The 18,609-nt window shown below is 59.6% G+C and carries 9 protein-coding genes; 2 read left to right on the top strand and 7 right to left on the bottom strand.

What is annotated here, in order from left to right:
- Positions 1-39 precede the first annotated feature (39 nt).
- Together ACQR07_RS15685 and ACQR07_RS15680 are read left to right on the top strand one after the other, a co-directional pair.
- Positions 40-1,227: a hypothetical protein gene (locus ACQR07_RS15685; protein ID WP_245303458.1), complete on the top strand. Its 1,188-nt coding sequence runs from the start codon at positions 40-42 to the stop codon at positions 1,225-1,227.
- Positions 1,214-3,490 (top strand): Mov34/MPN/PAD-1 family protein, encoded by a 2,277-nt coding sequence (locus tag ACQR07_RS15680; protein ID WP_394017644.1) that lies wholly within the window; start codon positions 1,214-1,216, stop codon positions 3,488-3,490. The genes ACQR07_RS15685 and ACQR07_RS15680 overlap by 14 nt, the downstream gene beginning before the upstream one ends.
- 130 nt (positions 3,491-3,620) lie before the next feature.
- On the opposite strand, the gene ACQR07_RS15675 is transcribed toward ACQR07_RS15680, so the two are convergent.
- The 7 genes from ACQR07_RS15675 to ACQR07_RS15645 form a co-directional block, all read right to left on the bottom strand.
- On the bottom strand, positions 3,621-4,523 hold the full coding sequence (locus ACQR07_RS15675; RefSeq protein ID WP_245303881.1) for a Wadjet anti-phage system protein JetD domain-containing protein: 903 nt from the start codon (positions 4,521-4,523) through the stop codon (positions 3,621-3,623).
- Positions 4,524-4,659: 136 nt separating this feature from the next.
- Entirely contained in the window at positions 4,660-9,006 is a 4,347-nt protein-coding gene (locus ACQR07_RS15670) for a hypothetical protein (RefSeq protein WP_434903171.1), read from the bottom strand.
- Positions 8,999-9,724, bottom strand: a complete 726-nt coding sequence (locus ACQR07_RS15665) for a hypothetical protein (RefSeq protein WP_086089406.1) — start codon at positions 9,722-9,724, stop codon at positions 8,999-9,001. The genes ACQR07_RS15670 and ACQR07_RS15665 overlap by 8 nt, the downstream gene beginning before the upstream one ends.
- Positions 9,711-11,162 carry a hypothetical protein gene (locus tag ACQR07_RS15660; RefSeq protein WP_086089405.1) on the bottom strand — a complete coding sequence of 484 codons (1,452 nt, stop codon included), beginning with the start codon at positions 11,160-11,162 and terminating at the stop codon, positions 9,711-9,713. The genes ACQR07_RS15665 and ACQR07_RS15660 overlap by 14 nt, the downstream gene beginning before the upstream one ends.
- 247 nt (positions 11,163-11,409) lie before the next feature.
- A complete protein-coding gene (locus ACQR07_RS15655; protein WP_394017640.1) occupies positions 11,410-13,038 on the bottom strand; it encodes a hypothetical protein in 1,629 nt (542 codons plus the stop codon).
- 89 nt (positions 13,039-13,127) lie between these two features.
- On the bottom strand, positions 13,128-16,523 hold the full coding sequence (locus ACQR07_RS15650; protein WP_434903170.1) for a TM0106 family RecB-like putative nuclease: 3,396 nt from the start codon (positions 16,521-16,523) through the stop codon (positions 13,128-13,130).
- 416 nt (positions 16,524-16,939) lie between these two features.
- Positions 16,940-18,364 carry a hypothetical protein gene (locus ACQR07_RS15645; RefSeq protein ID WP_434903169.1) on the bottom strand — a complete coding sequence of 475 codons (1,425 nt, stop codon included), beginning with the start codon at positions 18,362-18,364 and terminating at the stop codon, positions 16,940-16,942.
- Between the last annotated feature and the right edge of the window lie 245 nt (positions 18,365-18,609).

Raw genomic sequence — 18,609 nt, 5'->3', positions numbered from 1 at the left:
GCACCACGTTTATAGAACAAATCCAGTACGGGAACGACCATGACCGCCTCTCTCACCTTTTTCCCTGTTTCCAACGGAGACATGGTTCTGATGTGCCTCGACAACGGTCAGCGCATCCTCATCGACATCAATATCCGCGGCAAGGCGGACGACGACGATGACGACACGCCGGACGTCGCCGAAGATCTGCGAAGTAGGCTTGAGCGGGACAACCAGGGCCGCCTCTACGTCGACGCCTTCCTGGTCAGCCATCCCCATAGCGACCACGTCGCGGGCCTGCGCAATCATTTTCATCTTGGGCCACCAGACTCCTGGGACGAAGACGACGACAAGATCCTGATCCGCGAGATGTGGTCGTCACCTGTCGTGTTCCGCCGCGCCGGCGCCAACGGCGAGTCGCTCTGCGAGGATGCCAAAGCCTGGCAAAAGGAAGCACGGCGACGCGTCGCGCTCTTCCGCGAGAACGGGTTTTCGACGGGGGAAGGCGATCGCATTCTGATCATGGGCGAGGACATCGACGGGAAGACCGACGATATTCTCGACATCGTCATCAAGCGCGATGAGACGATCGACGCCTGCAACCGGGTGGAGGACGGCTCGTTCCAGGGGCGGTTGCTGGCCCCCCTTCCTCCCATTGACGACGACGACGAGGAGACGCTGCGGCACAATCAGTCGTCGGTCATCATCCGCTTCTCGCTGCGCGGTGGCGGCATCAGCGATCGTTGCCGCTTCCTGACCGGCGGCGACGCCGAAGTCGCGATCTGGAATCGGCTGTGGAATTTGCACAAGGCAGAGCGCGCGGACTGGTTCACCTACGACATCATGGAGACACCGCATCATTGTTCCTGGCGCAGTCTGAGCTTTGATCGCTGGAGCGAGATGGGCGAAGCGGTCAAGGTCGATCCTGACGCGCGAAGCGCGCTCTCGCAGACGCGCAAAGGCGCGATCATCGTGGCGAGCTGCAAGCCCATCAAGGCGGACGACGACAATCCGCCGCACGAGCGGGCGAAGCGCGAGTACGTCGACATTCTCGACGATGATGCCGACCGGTTCTTCTGCACCGACGAATACTGGAACGACAAGAAGGTCGCCTTGGAGTTCGAGGTGAAGTCGAACGGCATCGTGCGGAAAATCGGCAAGGCATCGGCTCTCGCCGCACCGGCTCTCGGCATCAGCGCGACCGCCTCGCAGGCCCGCCCGCATGGAACCGGGCATGGCGGGAAATGACTTTCGCGGCCACGCCGAACGTTTTCTTGCGGCAGCGCTTCGTCATCCGGAGTGCCGGGGCGGCCGCCTAGTATCTGTCGATGCTGGCGGCTCGCGTATTGAGCTCGATTTGAACGTCGAGATGCCGCTCCAGTTCAAGGTCGACGGCGCGAGCCCGAACGGCGTTCGCGTTGTCGAGACGGTCAACGTGAGGCTCTGGCCCAGCTACCCATGGTCATCGCCCTCGTTCTCCTTGCGGATGGACTTCCCGAGGGATCTTCCCCACGTTCAGCCAGGTCCGGTGACCGAGCCGCCGCGCCCCTGCCTGATCGATGGCAACCAGCGAGAGTATTTCTTCCAGTTTGGCCTGGTTGAGCTCGGCATCTTCAACCTCGTGCATCAGCTTATTCTCTGGCTTCAGCGCGCAGCCGAAGGCACGCTGATCCATCACGGACGAGGATGGGAGCCGACCTTACGTCGTGACCTTAACGACGTGATCGCGCTCAATGCCGAAGCTTGCCGCGCGGTCGTTGATCGCAACGGTGGATATCGGGTTTTCAAGTCCACCTTCTTCCGTAGCGGCGGGGACGGTTCGCTCGTCGACAAGCAAGGCACCACGTGGCTGGACGTCAGCCAGACTCAAGCTGCACTCAAGCGGGATGACAAGAAGCTATTCGGGCGAAATACGCGGGATGGATACTGGTTCGGCGACACGGTGAGTTGCCTCGTCTGGCCCGATAAGAAGCCGAGTGGAGACGAGTTCGTCGCTGCGGCCTACATGCCTGAGACCGTCGACACCCTGGCCCGTCTGAAAGAGCGCGCCAACGAACTTGGATGCGGTCGAGGGTTGGACGTCTTTCTCGAAAATCTCAACCGCTGTTGGCAGGGCTATGTGCTCGAGGCGCCTGTTCCAATCGGAATCATCCTCTGCGCGCGGAGGCCCGAGCATCTGGTGGGATCGGTATCCAATATCGAGTTGCTGCCTTATCTGGTGGACATCAAGGCCATGAAGGGACGCGCCGCACTCTTCGCGGCAGGTGATGCGGAGCCCGTTGTGCCGGCCATGCAGATCGATGCGACGAATCCCACGCTGTTGCGCGACGTCTCCGGCGCTCCCGAACTTGCTCCCGTATCGATGCTGGGCTGCGGCAGCGTCGGTTCAAAGATGGCGATGCATCTCGCGCGGTCGGGCGTAACTATTAGCGCGGTCAGCGACAATGGAATGCTTCGACCGCACAACATGGCGCGACACGCGCTGGCCCGTGCATCGTTCGCCGGTTCAAAGGCAAAAGAGCTCGCCAGTGAGCTCGGGCTGCTCGGACAATCGCCCGCGGTGCACGACGGCGATATGGTCGCCGACCTTCCCAAGAACGAGCAGCGCAAAATGTTTCTGCCGAAGGACGCGCGCTATGCTGTCAATACCACGGCATCACTCGCCGTCCGTGAAGCTCTCTCAACGATCGGATCGAAGCAGGCCAAAGCCCGGTTTGCTGAAGCGGCACTCTTCGGGCGCGGCGATGGCGGTTTCCTGCTGTTTGAGGGTGCTGCCCGCAATCCAACGCTTTGCGACCTGACCGACGAGCTCAACGCCACGGTGACGGACGACCGGGTCCGCAAGCTGTTGTTTGACCCTGAATTCGGCCTGACGGAAATTCAAATCGGTCAAGGATGCGGATCGCTCACCATGCCGATGACCGACATGCGTCTGTCCGCGATGACGGCGGCACTCACTGAAGAGCTTGTCGGCCTGATGCAGGCCGATGAGGATCCGGGATGCATCGTTGTCGGAACAAGAGCTGAAGGATCGTCCAACACTACCTGGACGCACGAACGCGTCGCTCCCTTCGAGGTCGTGACCATTGAGGGTCCGCAGGGATGGACCGTTCGGGCCTCCTCACGTGTCATGACCAAGATCGCAGAAGAGGTGGCGCGCTATCCTACCGTGGAGACCGGGGGAGTCCTGATCGGCACATGCAGCGCACGCCTGAGAACGATCATCGTGGTCGACTTGATCGAGGCCCCGCCGGACAGCGAGCGCTCAGCGACCCGCTTCGTGCTGGGGACCGCCGGCTTGAAAGCTGCCATCAAAGTGCGGCATCGAGCCAGCGGCGGGACGCTTTTCGACGTCGGTACATGGCACTCGCATCTGGCGGATCAAGGCCCTTCCGCGCTCGACCGCGCCACGGCTCGGCAGCTCGCGGCGGAACGACCACCTCCCTCTGTATTGCTGATCCAGGCTCCCACACGCCTCTACGCTCTTATGCATGATGGAGCGATAAAATGAGCGGAGACGGCTGCGTAGCCTAAACCGGTACGCTTTCCTGCCGTTGATCTGATTGTTATCGGTCTGATCAGGCGGCTGATTGTGGCGGTATCCGTCTCAAGTCATGTGCAGGTCAAGCAAGCAGACGCGTTCAACGTGGATGAAATGGACTCTCGCCAGCGGTGAGCACACGCGTACCTAGAGATTCTTGCGGGATTCGATGTCCGTCGGCGAATAGAGATTCGACCGCGCCCCGCAGATCTTCCGGAAGCCAGGCGAGATCGGCTAGCGTAGCCCTTTCATTCGGGCGAAGGGCCGTTCGCGCACCTCGGTTTAGAAGCCACGCATAGAGAGACGCAGCAGGCTCAAGCGGCAACCCACCGCGCTGAGCACGGCGCTCCGCTGCTCGGCTCGCAATGCGCAGCCCCGCGGGGTCGAGATCGCCAAAGTAGAAAAGCCCTTCGGCCCGGAAACGATTAATCAACTCATCGATAAACATCTCATCGTAGGCCAGACTCTTGCCGTGACCGCCGCCGGCATAGGCGACGGCGGCGTAGCGTCCCGCACCGCGGTTCCAGGCGGAGAACGAGGCCCATGTGTCGTTGTTCTCAACAATGAGGATCGGCTGGCCGCGCGCAGTTGCGGGTCCCGCTTCGAACGGCAAAGGAATGGGGCATAGACGACAACCAAGTGAAGTGAGACTGACTTGCCCGAAGAGATTGGTTGTGCCGCCGCGTAGGTGATCGAGCCGCTTCTCGTCGCCGAAAATTTCTAGTGAGCGTTCTTTGATCGGCACGATGAGGCTCAAATCGGGATCACTTTTGAGCCACTCGTTGATGCGCTTCGCCGATTCCAACCGCAACCGGTTGCGCTCCCCTGCTGCAAAACTAAGCAATGGATGCCAAGCATAGCCGGCGATAACGACGGGTGGGCGTGGTTGTCGTTGCCCGGCGAGCATAACAAATCCCGGCAGGGCCGCGCCGCCGGCGCGGTCCCAGCTTCGTCTTTGCTTGGGAAGAAGTATCTCTCCCGTATCCGCGGCATTGAGGAGCACCTCAGCCAAGCGGGTGCGCCGATCCGGCTGCTCGGCAAGCTCGGGGCATGCCGAGGCGAATTCCCGGCGGAGCATGTCTAACGGGATACGCCTTCGCCCCGTTTTCTTGAGAGCGCGTACAAAGCGACGCGCGGCCTCAGGCGGCACGCTCGTCCCCCTTCAGGAGATAGTCGCCGGAGCGCACCCGGATGTATTTCGGCTGGCCATCCAACAGCACGCGCTCGCCCTGCACCAAACGCGTAATTGCGGGGAACATGTTGAGAACGTGCTTGTCCTCGCTACACGTCGTCACGAACAGCTGAATGTCCAGTAGGTCCGCCATCGTTTTCTGCAACACAATGTGCTCCATCATGTTGGACATGCCGTACGTATTGTCGAGCATCAAGAAGCCGCCCGACGCTGCGTTCTTTCCGTCTGTACGCTCGTCCATCGCCAGCTTCTGGATCACCGTATAGAGCATCATCGCAACGGTTACGCCCTCACCGCCTGACAGACCCATACGGTCCACGCGCATATACGGCTGGATTGCATCTCGCTTGGGCTTGAGAATTTCGATCTCAAGCGCACGACCGGCGTGTACACGGTTCAGCAATTCGGCAGCCAGGACGGCACCATCTGAGGGAACACGTCCGGTCTGTACCTGCTCGTCCAACCAGATCGAGAGTTGGTTGCGTACCATTTCGACTGGCACGTCACGCAGGCGCCGCTTGATCTTCAAAATGCGCTCGCCGCCGTAGAAGGCAATGTGGTCCGGAATCTTCGAACAGCGAGCAGCGCGCAGCAGGAGATCATCGGCGTGTATGACATGGAGCCGAAGCTGTTCCAGACACGCATTTTGGTCCCGCATCTGATTTTCGATCTCGCTGCGGACAATTCCGATGCGCTCGGTGATACGTGCTTGAAGCGTCTCGCGCTCCGCTCCCGCCGAGCGGTGCGAGTAACGGCGCAGGTGATCGGCGACTTGAGGTTCAAGACGGCGGAAGCTTTCGCTTTCAATCAGTTGGCGAATTTGCTCGAAACATGCTTCGGCCTCGTCGTCTAGCCGGCTGATTGTGGCACGCGTTTCTCCGATCCGGCTGATAACCTGATCGAGCGCAGGCTCGAGCTCATCATGATTCAGGCTTAGGTCTGGCAATTCGTCCCGGCTCGCTTCGGGGAGGTGCCCTTCAGCCCGCTTGGCAAGCGCTTGGACGCCGGTCAGCTTGCCTTTGATGTCAGCATGGCGCGTGCGCAAACCCGAATGCTCGCGTTCCATGTTGCGAATTTCAATTTCAAGCGCCTCTCCCTGTTGCTCACGCAGCGCAGCTTCATTGGCGCACAGTTCGGCTGGCGCTTGCGCGAATTCCGGAACCGGAATGGGTTTTAGACCGCTTTTCTTTTCAGCCCGCTCGATCTTCCCACTGACGGGACCAAGCGCCGATTGAGCCGACGTTAGCGTCGCGTCTGCCTGGACGACGGCCGCGCGGCATTCCAAGTCATTCTGATCCGCTTCCTTGATTGCACGCGCAAGATCGGCGACAGCGCTAAACGGCCCAAAATCGGCCGGCCCCAATCCGTCGCTGGCCTGCGCGTATTCCTGTTCAAATTTAAAAATGCTCTCTTTCACTGCCGAGAGCTGGAGCGAAACTGTCGCCTGTTGCGCGTCCCGCTTGCTGGCGAGGGCATGTTCAGCCGTTTTGTATTGGCTGCGCAGATCGTCAAACGTGCCCGTTCGATCGGCGGCCGCACCGTCCGTCTCCGGATAGTGCGCCTTGTCGGATCGGCGTGCGTTTGCATCGGCGCGAAGCGCCACCGCACGGCCCCCGGAATCGGTCGCCGCCGCGCGCGCTTTCACGGCAGCGCCGCGAGATTTCAGCGCGGCATCCTGCTGTTGCTGCTGTTCAGCAGTTGCCACCGGAATGCGCGCGGACATTTCGGAGATATCAACATACCGACGTAAGAACTGATCGACAGCCTGTGTCGCCATTTTCAGCCGGCTGATTCCATCGGTAAGCTCATGCAGACGGTCGCGGAATTGCGCGCGCTCTTGCGCAATCGCCTTTTGCCGGGCAATGGCATCCTTGACCTGCTGATCCGCGCGCTCCTTATCGGACTTAAACTGCTCGCAACGGCGCAATATGTCGTCAGGGCGGTCATCGCGATAGTTCTTGTGAAGCTCGCGGAGTTGATCGACGAGCGTGCCAATCGCCTCGATCTGTGCCACACAGGACGCAAGCTCCGCTTCCTTGGCTGACAAAGCATCCGCAAGCCGGGACTTTTCTTCCGCAGCCGCCTGTTTGTTAACGCGCGCCGCGCTGAAGGGGCCAAAGACGATTCCCGTATCCGTGGCAGACGTGGCCGTGGTCTGCAGCGTCGCTTCAGAGACGACCACCGGGCCCTTGAGTTTCAGACGGCCATCACTTGCGAGCGTCGACAGGCGCTTGCGGTCAAGGCGCGCAACGAACACGCCGCCAAAGCGTGCCGGATCATCGCGCAACAGCGCCAATGCTTCGTCGGCATCCGGCTTGAACTGCGCCAGATAGTGTTCTGCCGGCTGCGCATCGACAATACCGGCCTCCTTAAGGGCTTGGGCGACCACAGCGACATCGGCCGGCACGGACGATACGCCTTCAGCGTCGAGAAAACTAAGCTCGCCTGCGATCGCCTCGCGCTCGGTCGCAAGCTTGCGGTGCACTTCTTCGGATAACGTCCGCGCGGCGCGCGCGCGCTCCGGCAAATCCGGTCGATATGGGTCTTTGGATTCGCCAGCCAGTATTGCGGCAAGTACCTCGCTGGCAAGAATGGCCTGCTCCAAAGTCCGGCCAGCCTCGCCGAGCTTTGCGAGACGCGCAGCCTCCTCTGCGCAGCGGCGCGAATCCGCAAGTGCCGCAGTGCGGAGACCTTCAAGATCGCGCGTTTCCTTTTCTCGCTGCTCGTCTTGCAATTCGGTATCGGCGACGGCATCGCCTTGAACCTTCAATTCGCTATCGATGCGCGCCAACGCCGCAGCAGGACTTTCTGCCGCGCGAAGGGCACCCTGACGCTCGAGCTCCTTGCGCTCGCGGTCATGCTCCGCCACCCGTGCGGCGAGACGTTCGACTTCGGCCTTCAACTCCTGTGCGCGAATGCTCGCCGCACGATCCTCCTCGGCGTGCGCTTCAGCCAGCTGATTTGCCTCTTGGGCCCGCTGTTCGTAGATATGGGCATCACGCTCGGCCTCGGCAGCCAGCTGATCCAATAAGGCATGAAGATTCGCTCCGGCGCGCGCAAGGAGTGCACGGTCAGGAGCAAGATCCCGATCGATGCGATCCAACTCCGCCTCGAAGGCTTCTCGCTGTCCTTGCGCCGACGATAGTTTGCGACCGATATCAGTGGCGCGCGCCGCTTGGAGTCTGCGACTTGCGGCTGCTGAGCTGTCTTTTGCCCGTTCTACTGCCGCCTTGGCATCGCTAAATCGCCGGTCGGCAGCAGCCTTCTCCAGAAAGAGAACCTCTCCTTGGAGCTTGCGCTCGCGGGCGCGAGCGTCTTCGACACCCTGCCCCTTGATAGCCAATTCTCCGCCGACGATCTCCCATTCCACTTCCAGCTTGGTCTGATCGATCTTGAAGCGGGAAAACAGACGGCCGAGCCGCTTGAAGTCGTCGGCACGCTCGGCTTCGGCGGCTTCCAGAGCTCCGGCGGCGGAAATGAACGGCGTGAAGCCATCTGCAAGCTGCGTAAGAACCTTAAGCTGGTCCTTTCGCTGCGGCAGGCCGCGGATTTTCGTAAGTCCCGTCTCCAACGCCTGCACGACACTGTCGGCGGCATCCGGCGGAATCATAAAAGCGAATATCTTTTCGAGAAATTGTTGCTCGGACTTGAAATCGAGAAATGCCGCACCGATGCCGCCCTCTGTGCCGCAGAACCGGCGTTGCACTTCGATGACTTTCAGCTCCACCCCGAGTTCGGAGGTCAAATGCTTGCGCCATGCAGTGAGCGAGTCGGTGGAAAAGAATGTCGGCTTGCTGCGCATATCGCGCGCCCAACGCGTGAAGTCATCGAGCGAGCGCAATGGCGTGTCACCCGACAGCCCGCGAAAGGGCAACGTATCCAATGAGGCGTCAGCGTCGGCCTGGAATGCAAAGAACCGCCGGTGTCCCGGTTCTCCATCATCTCCCTTGGAAGCAGGCGTGAGCCAAAATACCTGGCCGATGACATGACGCACCGGTTTATTGTTCACGCCGGGTTTGATCAGCTCAAGCGCGACCACGCCAAGGCGTCCCGGCATGAAATAATGCTCGATCCTGTGCTGGCGGTTGATTTCCGTGCGCAGAAACTTGCGACGATCCGGCTCGAAGATGCTGAACAGGAGCGCGAGGATCGTGGTTTTTCCAACGCCGTTGGGCGCGTGAATAACGTGATGCAGTGCCGAACCGGTCGCGTCTGTCGGCTTGATCAGAAGCTCCTCAAACACGCCATCGACATAACCGCAGGCGTCCAGATATGCGCGACTGATCTTAAGCATGAGCATTCTCCCTCGCCTCACTGGCGCCGCGGGCCAGATCGAGAAGCGGCACGGAGGCATGCTCTGCGAGCATCATCCGAAAACGCGGCGTGGCAACGTAAAGATGGTTTCCGTCTTGACGCTCATCGACCGCCACGAAACCCGTTTCAAAAAGATGATTGAGGACCAGCCCGACAAGGCCATGCAGGTGGCTACGTGCCGTCCGTCGCGCATCCTCGACGATCTCGGGTAATGCCCGGATATATTGCCAGCCCTTTCGCCAGCGTGCAGCTGCCGCATCGCCCGTACGATCCTGCGATTCCAACGCCTGACATAGCTTGGTCAGACGATCTCTGATCTCGGACAATGTCGCGCTAGGCGACATGATCTCATCGCTGTCGAGCGCATCTTGTACCGGATAAAAGGTCGCGCACGCAGCCACCAACACGAGCGCCACAACCGCAGCGTCGTCATTTGAAAAGTTCCGGCGGAAGCGCGAGATCGTATAGGCGAAGACGGACTCCATTTCCGTACCCAGCACAATGCCCGTGCGCGCGTTCACACCAACCACCCGCAGCTTCAGACCTTCGGCGACGGAAGCGACAATGGCCTTGAAGCCTCCGTCATCCATCCAACGACGGACCAGATCGCGGTATTCTGGATGTGCTTCGGGCAGCGCACGCGGATGCAAGCCCCATTCGACAAGTCTCGAGGCGTCTTTCACGTCATTGGGAAGCATGAACTCCTCCGCCCGTGGCGCGCGAGAATCTCACATCGGTGCCCTCAACGAACCCCGCATCGAAACGCGTGCTCAAAATCGACGCGCCGCCGGCAACGTCTGTCGTGCGCGGATCGATCGCCTGTTCCAGGATAAGAAAAAGACAGCGTTGAAAGGCTGCGTCATCAGGTCGATCCGAGGCCGCCCGCGATAAAAGCTCACCGAGGGTGATGGCTCCCGTCGCGAGGATGGTCGCGCGTGCAAATTGTTCAGCCCGCGTGATGGTTGCCTCGTCGAAAGGCAATTCCAGCCCCACGGTAGGATCATCGAATTCAATGATCGGATCGAAGACGCCCGCCTCTTCAACATCCGGCTCGAATGCGGCAACCGCGGCTGCGATGTCGAGGACAAGCGGCGGCAGCGTTCCGGAAATCGCGCCAAAAACTCCGGATGCATTCTCAATCAAGAAGTTCGCCGGAGCCCGCAACAAAGGATCGAGAATCTCATTTTCGAGATCGGGCAATCGCGCCAAGGGCCGCAGCTTGAGGGTGTCAGCCTGGAGGTGCAAATATTCATCTGCCGTCTTCTGCACCACGACGATGAGCTTGCGGTGACGCGTTTGCACATCGAGCAGCAGCGTGCGGATGCGCGAGAGATGGCGGCGGTCCGTCTCATCCGTTACATCAGCCGCCGTATCGCTCAATTGGGCCAGCATGGCGCCCTCGCGCATGATGGACGCATCCAGCAGACTGCGCGCCTCCTCCATCTTCGGGCCAAGCTCCTCATGCCACATGACCTTGAGGATGGCGCGGCGCGCTTCCGCCATAAGCAGCCGGATCGCTTCGGCAAGACGAATACTGTTGGTTCTCGTCCGTTCTGCCGCAGACGCCGCATGATCGTAGAGTCCCCGCTTGAGAAACTCTCCAACGATGATCTCGCTGACCTGCGTCGCTGTGAGTGGATCGTGCGCCAGCAAGCTGAGATGGATTTCAATCGCTTCCTGGGTCAGCCGGTAACCCACCGTCCCGTCCGGGAGCGGCTCCGCTCGCAGCAATGCGAATTCGAAAAAGACCCCCTCAGGCTGATCTGGATCGAACAGACGGACCTTGAAGCGCGCGCGGCGGTCGCGAGCGTTGGTCAAGCCGTCGAACACATGCTCTGCCAGCGCGGTCGCATCCGGGTCAGAGAGATTTCGCGACTGAAGCCGTGCCAAATCCGCAAGATATTCAATCAGCTCTGCGCGGCCCGCCGTTCCGCCGGCGCCCATTCGGTCGATCAGCAATTCGATGGCGGCAAGAGCCAGATAGCGCATGTCCACGCGCTCCGCCGTCTTGGCGGAGACGTGCAGCATTCCTTTGTTGTCTTCGGCCCGCTGCAGGGGCGCAATCAAGGACAGAGCTCGCAGATGGCTGGTCAGGCGCGGCGCAGCATCGGCGGAAATGAAACGCTGGTCGGACATGGACGCATTCGATTTGTCTGTGGATCGCCCCTGCAGGCATTACGGAGTGCAACTTTTGATGCGCTTTTCCCCTGGTGAGCACACACCAAGATTGAGGCGGGGTCTACCCGCACCAAATCAGGAGCTCTGGCTTGTCCCGGAACCCAAAGTATGGAACAATTAGAGAACAAATGCAAACCCAACGGCCGCCAGCCGTGGCGGCCGTTCCCCTCCGGACGACGCAATGCGCCCCTCCTCTGGACGGGTCTCAGCCCCTCAGGCGATCGGCAAAACGCTTGAGATCAACCCGATCCTCATCCATCAAAAAAAAGCCGCGAGCCGGATAATCATTGGTCCCGCCGGCGAGAACGCGCCGTCCGTCGATCTGCGAGACCATATAAGCAAAGGCCGGATTGAAGCGTCTAAGCGGCCATCCCGTCGCTGCATGCAATTCTTCGACGCCTACCGTGTTGCTCCTGGCAAGCGCCAAGTCCACGAGCGTAACCACATCCGACGCCGGGTCAGTCTTTATCGCATGCGGATCGAAAGTGATGAACAGCTCGGCGGCGACGCGTATCCGTGGAATGCGTTTGGAGATTACGGCGCTCGTCCGCAGATAACCGTCCTTCGCAAGCTCGGCCACGGCGAACGCCAACTCGTCCATGCTGGAATCCGGAAAGGCCTTCGTCAGTTCCTCTTCGGCGATGAAATCACCGAGGCCTTTTTCTGATCGTTCCGCAACCCATAGTGCAATGCGTACGGCCAGCTTGCCTAATTTTCCGACCCTCAATGTCGCCGGCTCCTTCGCTGGAGGCGCGATAATCGGCTTTACAGGCGGCACATCGCGGCTTGGAGGCAGCGCGCCGCTCGCAAGCCACGCATCGATGTGGTCGACGGTCATTTTGCAGATGTCCGCGAACTGAAGAATGTCCTCGCCAACCAAGGGCACCGTTTCGCCAAGGCGCGCATCAGCCGCGTGCTCGGTGAACATCGCATCGGCAATCCCGAGATTATGCCCAATGACATGACGCTTCTGGATATTCAGCGTGAGCACAGCAAGCGCATCAACACTCAGGCTTCCGAATGGATCGAAGCCGAATTCGGCGAAACGCTTCCGGCCCCGCTCGATGTTCTGGAAAGCATTTCCGACTGGCTTCACCTCGGGCGCGTCTGCGGGCCGCGTCGTGAGCTTGTAGAGATAGACGGTTTTGAGAGTTGCCTCGAATGCGGTCAGGACATCCTCATGCGCATTGCCGAGCAGCCGGTAAGCCAGTTCCCCCTGCTCTGCACCCAGCTTGCCGGCCATCTCCACTTGCTCCCGCACGAGCATCGCCTCGCGGGCGAAATGCAGATGGATGTTCGGCGCTCCGCAATCCGGGCAGAACAGCGAGATCGCAAAGACCCCGTAATCGCGGCCGCATTCGTCACATACCAACTCGCGCAGCAAATCGCGGCGCGCGAAACGGGGTCGAGGTTTCGGATGCGGCTGCGGACCCGGCTTGATCTTGACGAACTTATTCCCGGCGAATTTGCGCCCAAGATCGGCGAACATGCCATGAAAGGCCTCAGCGACGTCGGCCGCAGCGGCGTGCGCGACCACTTCCTGCGCTGCCGCTACGTCGTCCGGATGTGTGAAGGCATCGTCTTCATCCAATGTGCCGCTATACGGACAGATTGTGCCGGGCGTTCCCGGCATATGGGACATACGCGCGCTCATGGTTTCCGGGAGAGCGAAGCCTTCCACCCGGTCGCCAAGCAGAAAAAGTCGCGGATGCGCATTTTCGTTCGGTGAGTACCGATAGACACGGCCGTCCGGCGTTTTCGGCAGGGGAATTCCAAGCTGCATGTCGCTGCCGACCCCGCCGATCCTGTAACTCTCCAAATTCTTGAAGCGCATGGGTCAACATCCGCCTGGTCATTGAATCACGTCGCATAGCCGATTGTACCATGGTCAGGCAGCAACGGCCGATATTCTTAGCCCGCGCGTCATATTGCCTGCGCCATCTCCAAGTAACGGCAGAAGGCATTCGCAAGCTGCATCTGCTGCGGCGTACGGCATTCCGCTTCGAACAGCGACGGCGAGCCGACAAGGATGCAAACGCAGCGCGCCCGCGACGTGGCGACGTTCAAGCGGTTGGCGCTGTAAAGAAACTCCATACCGCGCGGCGCGTCCGCGTGGCTTGATGTGGTCATTGAATAGATGACGATCGGTGCTTCCTGCCCCTGAAACTTGTCGACGGTGCCGATCCGCGCACCCGGCAAGCGATCTTGCAATTCGAACACTTGCGCGTTGTACGGCGCAATAATCAGGATGTTGTCGAGTGCAACAGGAGCCTCTTCTCCGTCCGGTCCTATCCATGTCGCCTTCGATGCAAGGATCTCTTCGACCAAGGCCTTGATAACGTCCGCTTCCTCAGGGCTAGCGCTTTGATTGCCTTCATGTTCGACCGCTAGGTAGCGCAAGCCAGAGCCATTCACGCCGCTTTGTGATTTGATCGCCTGTTGCTGCAGGCCGGGTTTCGACCGCAGCCTGTCTTCGTAGAACAGCTCAGAAGTGAACGAACATATCTCCGGATGCAGCCGCCATGTTTCTTCCAGGAACAGCCCGCGGTCGGCAGTGACGGTGGCATGTTCGCCCAGGATGTGCTTGAGCGCCGATACGTCCGTTCCTTCCGGGTGACTGCCTTGCAATGGCTGTTCGAGTTGGCGCGGGTCGCCGAGCAGAACGACCGTCTTTGCCGCGTGCGACACCGCCAGGACGTTCGCGAGCGACATCTGCGCCGCCTCATCAACGAACAATACATCAAGGGCTTCGAAAGCTTCCGGGCGAGCCCATAGCCACGACGTTCCACCGGCCACCGGACAATCGGGCCCGAGCGAAGAGAAGATTTTGGCGTTGTCGGTCGTAAACCGGATGCCGGGAACGTCGTCCGCCTTTTCCGATAGCTTCTGGATGCTCTGAATTGGCTTGCCGCTCTGCTTGCACGCGCGCTGAATCTCATCCAGCAGATTGCGGATGACTTTATGGCTGTTCGCGGTGATACCGACCTTCTTTCCCGTTGCAACAAGGGCGCAAATCATGCGAGCGCCGATGTGCGTCTTACCCGCGCCCGGAGGTCCTTGAATGGGAAACACACAAGGCTCGAATGCCGGCGAGATGCGAACCGCTGCACTGAGCGTCGTCTCATCCACGTTTCTGATCGGCTGCCCACCGATCTTCGGCGCATCGAATAGAAGGAGATCGCGCGCCGCCTGATAGCGTCCCGGCCCCTTCATTCCATTTGCGATGACATATTCGGCGATACGCACGAGGGCTTCTGCCTGCTCCTCTGTTCCAATCACCTTATGCGAGAAAATTGCCTCCGGGTGCAGTGAAGCCGAATCCTGCCGCTTCTTGATGTCCACCGTACGGTCGTCAAGAGAGATCGCGTTAACTTTGCCAAACGGCTTCCCTCCGACCGCACGCAGATCTTCATCGCCGCGCAGCTCCGTTTCCTGCGCCGGGAAGCTGTAGCGGTGAATAGGCGCTTTTGCTGTTCCTCCAACATTGCCGGCGAACGTCAGGCCGGAGATCGCAGCACGCTCGTCGAGCAACTCCTCTGCGGACAGAGCCGACAAGCGGAAATACTCCCACCAGGTCGCCTTTATCTCGCGGCCGTGGAAATCCAGAACATTGCCCAGAAGCCAGCGTGCATGTTCATCCGGTGTCCGGTCCGTCACATCGACCGGAGCCACTTGCGTCAGGCTTTGGACGAGCGGAGCAATACGCTGCTGCCATGCGGTGAGCTTTTCGCTTGCGTCTCCGCTCTTGGGCTCGGGACGGTCTATTGTCGCGCCTCCCGTGAGGAGCTCGGCGCGCAATCCTTCGAGCCAATCACGCAATGCCCATGCCGATAAACAATCATCCTTGTTGTAAGCGTCGACGACCTTGCGATCGGCATCTTCTATGCCCTGCACATCGCCGAGCTCAAGGCAGGCCTGGACCTTGGCAAGTATCTTTCCGGCGTCGGACAAATCTTGCGCGCGCTTGTATTCGTAAAGCGGCTCCAGCTTCTTGATGGAATAGCTCTCGACGCTGGCGCGAATGCTGTGGCGGATCACGGCGAACAGATCGACAAGCACGCCGCCGCGCAGCAAGCGATCGATTTCCTCTTCCCGCGCTGCGTATCGGCCCATAAGGCGCTTCAAGGCGGCCGGTTCGTACGGCGCGAAGTGATAGATGTGCAGGCCCGGATATGTTTTGAGGCTCTCAAAGACGAAATCGACGAAGCGTTCAAAAGCAGCTTTTTCATCGGCCCGGGTGAACGACCATTCCGCGCGATGCTGCGCTTGTCCGCTTTCGTCCTGATAGGCATAGCCGAACAAGAATTCGAGCCCGCCGCCCCGCACGAAGGGATCGCCTTCGAGGTCGAAGAAGATGTCTCCCGGCGACGGTTCGGGCAGACAACAAAGCCCGAACCCGGGCTGAATCGGCAAGGCCTCATGGATGACCTTGCCTTCCGTCCGTCCCTTGACCTGCAGTCGCGCCTGCTCGCGAATTTTCTCGTAGCTCTGAGCGGCGCCACGATCCGGCTTCCACGGCCAGGGCAGAACAACTTCCGCCAGCGTCGCGGTCGTGCCGACATCATGGCGTCTCAATTCGCCAATCTGGCTTTTCGAGATTCCGGCGACGAGCGAGAGGTGATCGTCCTTTCGTCGCTTCTCATCGCAATGTCGCCGCCATCGGCAGATGTCGCAGTGCGGGTTCGGTTCGGGATAGAGATCGTCGGCCGTGCCATTGTCGACCGACTGTTCAAGACTGCGGCGCACGCGCCGGTAATAAGCCGAATAATCTGTCGTCCGATAGATTTCCGGCTCGAAGCCTGTCTCCGGGGTAACGACGTAGCTGAATTCGGGCAGTTTCTTCTGCATCGATGCGAGCAGCTCCGAATACAATGAAAGCTGCAAGACTGTGCCGCCCTTCGTCTCCTTGGCAAGCTTGGTGTCAACGACTTCATAAGACCAGGCGCCAAAGACGCTTGGCTTCTCGACGCGGCGAAGCACGTCAGCCCGCCCGCTCCATACGCCATCCTGAAGGGCGGCCTGGACAACGATGGATGCACCGCCCTTCATGGCGGCGACGGTCTTATTGACGGCATCCTTTTCGACGCCGATTCCGCCGATCAGGCGTATCTCATCTCCCTTCCCTTTGAGATGATCGATGTAAGCCTTTTCATGCTGCGCACCGCGTTCTGCCAGGACTTCCAGGACAGGATCCCAAACGGACGGCTTCGCGATCTCGCCGCGCGCGGTAGAGAGATCGAGCGCTGTCAGGTAGCGGCAGTTGAGATGCCCCACCAGGTCGCTCGCCGTAAGATGGACCGTTTCCCCGTCCTTGCGCATGAACGCCACGCTAGTGCAACCGGGGCGTGCTCCGCAACACGGCATTGAACTTTTCGGCTAATTCATGTTCCTGCGTCGCAATACGCGACGTATTCACTGCGGCCACCGCCATGCCCGTACAATCTTTGGACGCGCTCGGTCAGCCTATTTGCTCGTGGAAAAGACGACGTCCTGCGCGTCGATCCGGCGGAAGTCCGACACCGATCACGCTTGACGACTACCATCGCACACGGGCGGAGTTGCAATGGCACGCTCGCTGGCCGAGGCTGGGCCACCGGATCGAGCAATTTTTGTTCGGATCTCAAGCCGAATCTTACGTGCCTTACTTATTCTGACGCAGGACGAGTCAACGAAGGTGTCTGGCACGCAGTGTCTACCTGACCATTGCCTTCAATCGAGGTCAAACGTCAGGGAATTCAAACCAGCGCCCACCTGTCCCGCAGCATCTCGGCAAGCTGCGCTGATTCAGCAAGCGTAAGACTGGAGAGTTCGTCCGCAAGTGCCGCGAGATTCTTGGTTGTCCGCACGGCCGGATATTCATCCTCAATCATCTGGCTTTCAATGACCTGGCCGGGCTGGAAGTATCCAAGTTCCTCACGCAGCTTTTGCGCTCTTAAGATGGACTCCTCCGTCCAATCCGCTGTGTCCCAGAAAATGAAATCCTCAGACGAGCCGCGTATCCCACGTGCATCGAGTGCAATCCCGACGATGAAGCGCCTTTCCGGTCTTACCGCTTTTGCAGCGATGCATCGCGACCTCAGGTGAAGCATGCGATCGGCGCGGTACGCCGCGTAATCCTTCCCTTGATCGCCGCGACCGATGAACAGGACGTAGTTGATGTCTGCCTGGTCGGAGGGAAGCAATGTGCTTACCGCGTTATTGCGGGCAATCTCGGCGCGCTCCAGAATGAGTTTTGACAGGATGCGTCTTGAGAAACGTGTCTCACCGGCCATTGCTCTAACCAGTCGCTCGTGATCGGACATCTGTATTTCGTTCCCGAACTCAAGCGTCTGCGCCAAATAATGGCCGGTGACGTATTCGATCAAACCGTCCCAGAACTGCCCTATCTTGTTCCGCTCTCGCCCAGCCTGGAATTCGGGAGACGCCTGCGCTTTCGCCCACAAATCCGGTTCGAGCCGATATTCCTTGTCATGTTGCGGAAACTTGCGGCCGTTCCACAGGTAGTAGGCCAAGATGTCCAGTTCAGATTCCGCGTATACAAATTTCCCGTTTTCAAAGAGCGCCATCTTGCTGTTCAGGTAATGGATTAGGTCGGACGTCGTTGAGAGCTCCGTCAGCACGACCTTGATACTGTCTTCGTCGAATACATGAACCCAGCCGCGGGCTTGGCTTATTGTGCCGACCGTGAACGGTTCGGCATCGTCGACAATTCTTGGATTGATCCTGAGCGCACGCACTCCGGTTTCCGCCTTGGCTCGATCCAACGCGCCCAGTGCCACGCAAATGCGGTGAACACGCATCTCCGTAAGTGGCGGCAAACGGATCGGAAGAGGCTCCGCGCATCTGGTGTCGAGGAAGACCTGATCAGGATAGGTGCGAAGCCAGCGTTCCGCCTGGTCGACCTGATGAGCCGAGCGGGCGACGGACCGCCGAAACCAACGAGACCAATCAAGCATCGAGTCGCCGGTCAAGGGAAAGGCACAGGATTTGTCCGAGAACACAAGCACGTCGTTGCCAAAGACGACCAAGAGGTCCGTGAGCTCCTTGCTCGGCTTCTTGAAAAGATTGGGATAGGTCCAGAGTTTCAGGAATGAACGATCACAAAGCTCGGCCAGAAGCCGCTCGGATGGTGTCAGCCCCTCGGAACGTTTGAAGAGCATCGTCCGCTACTCCATTGTGGCCAAGTGTCCTTCAACGCGACCTAAGAGATCATCGCGCGTGCGAGCGTTCGCGGTAAGATCTGAAATGGCTGACGTTGCTTAGTGTGCTGGGGCGCAAAAGCGAAAGCAGCAGAGGGCAACTTTGCGAGAACGAATAGTAAAAAATCGTAGAACATGCGTGCACAGAAATTGCACACGACCCACGTCTAACTATTTGATTTCAATAAACTCTCTGTCCAATCCAT

Source organism: Bradyrhizobium sp. HKCCYLS20291 (assembly GCF_051167715.1).
GTDB lineage: Bacteria > Pseudomonadota > Alphaproteobacteria > Rhizobiales > Xanthobacteraceae > Bradyrhizobium.
The sequence above is the reverse complement of the archived record's forward strand: the minus strand, read 5'-3'. Positions and strand labels throughout refer to the sequence as shown.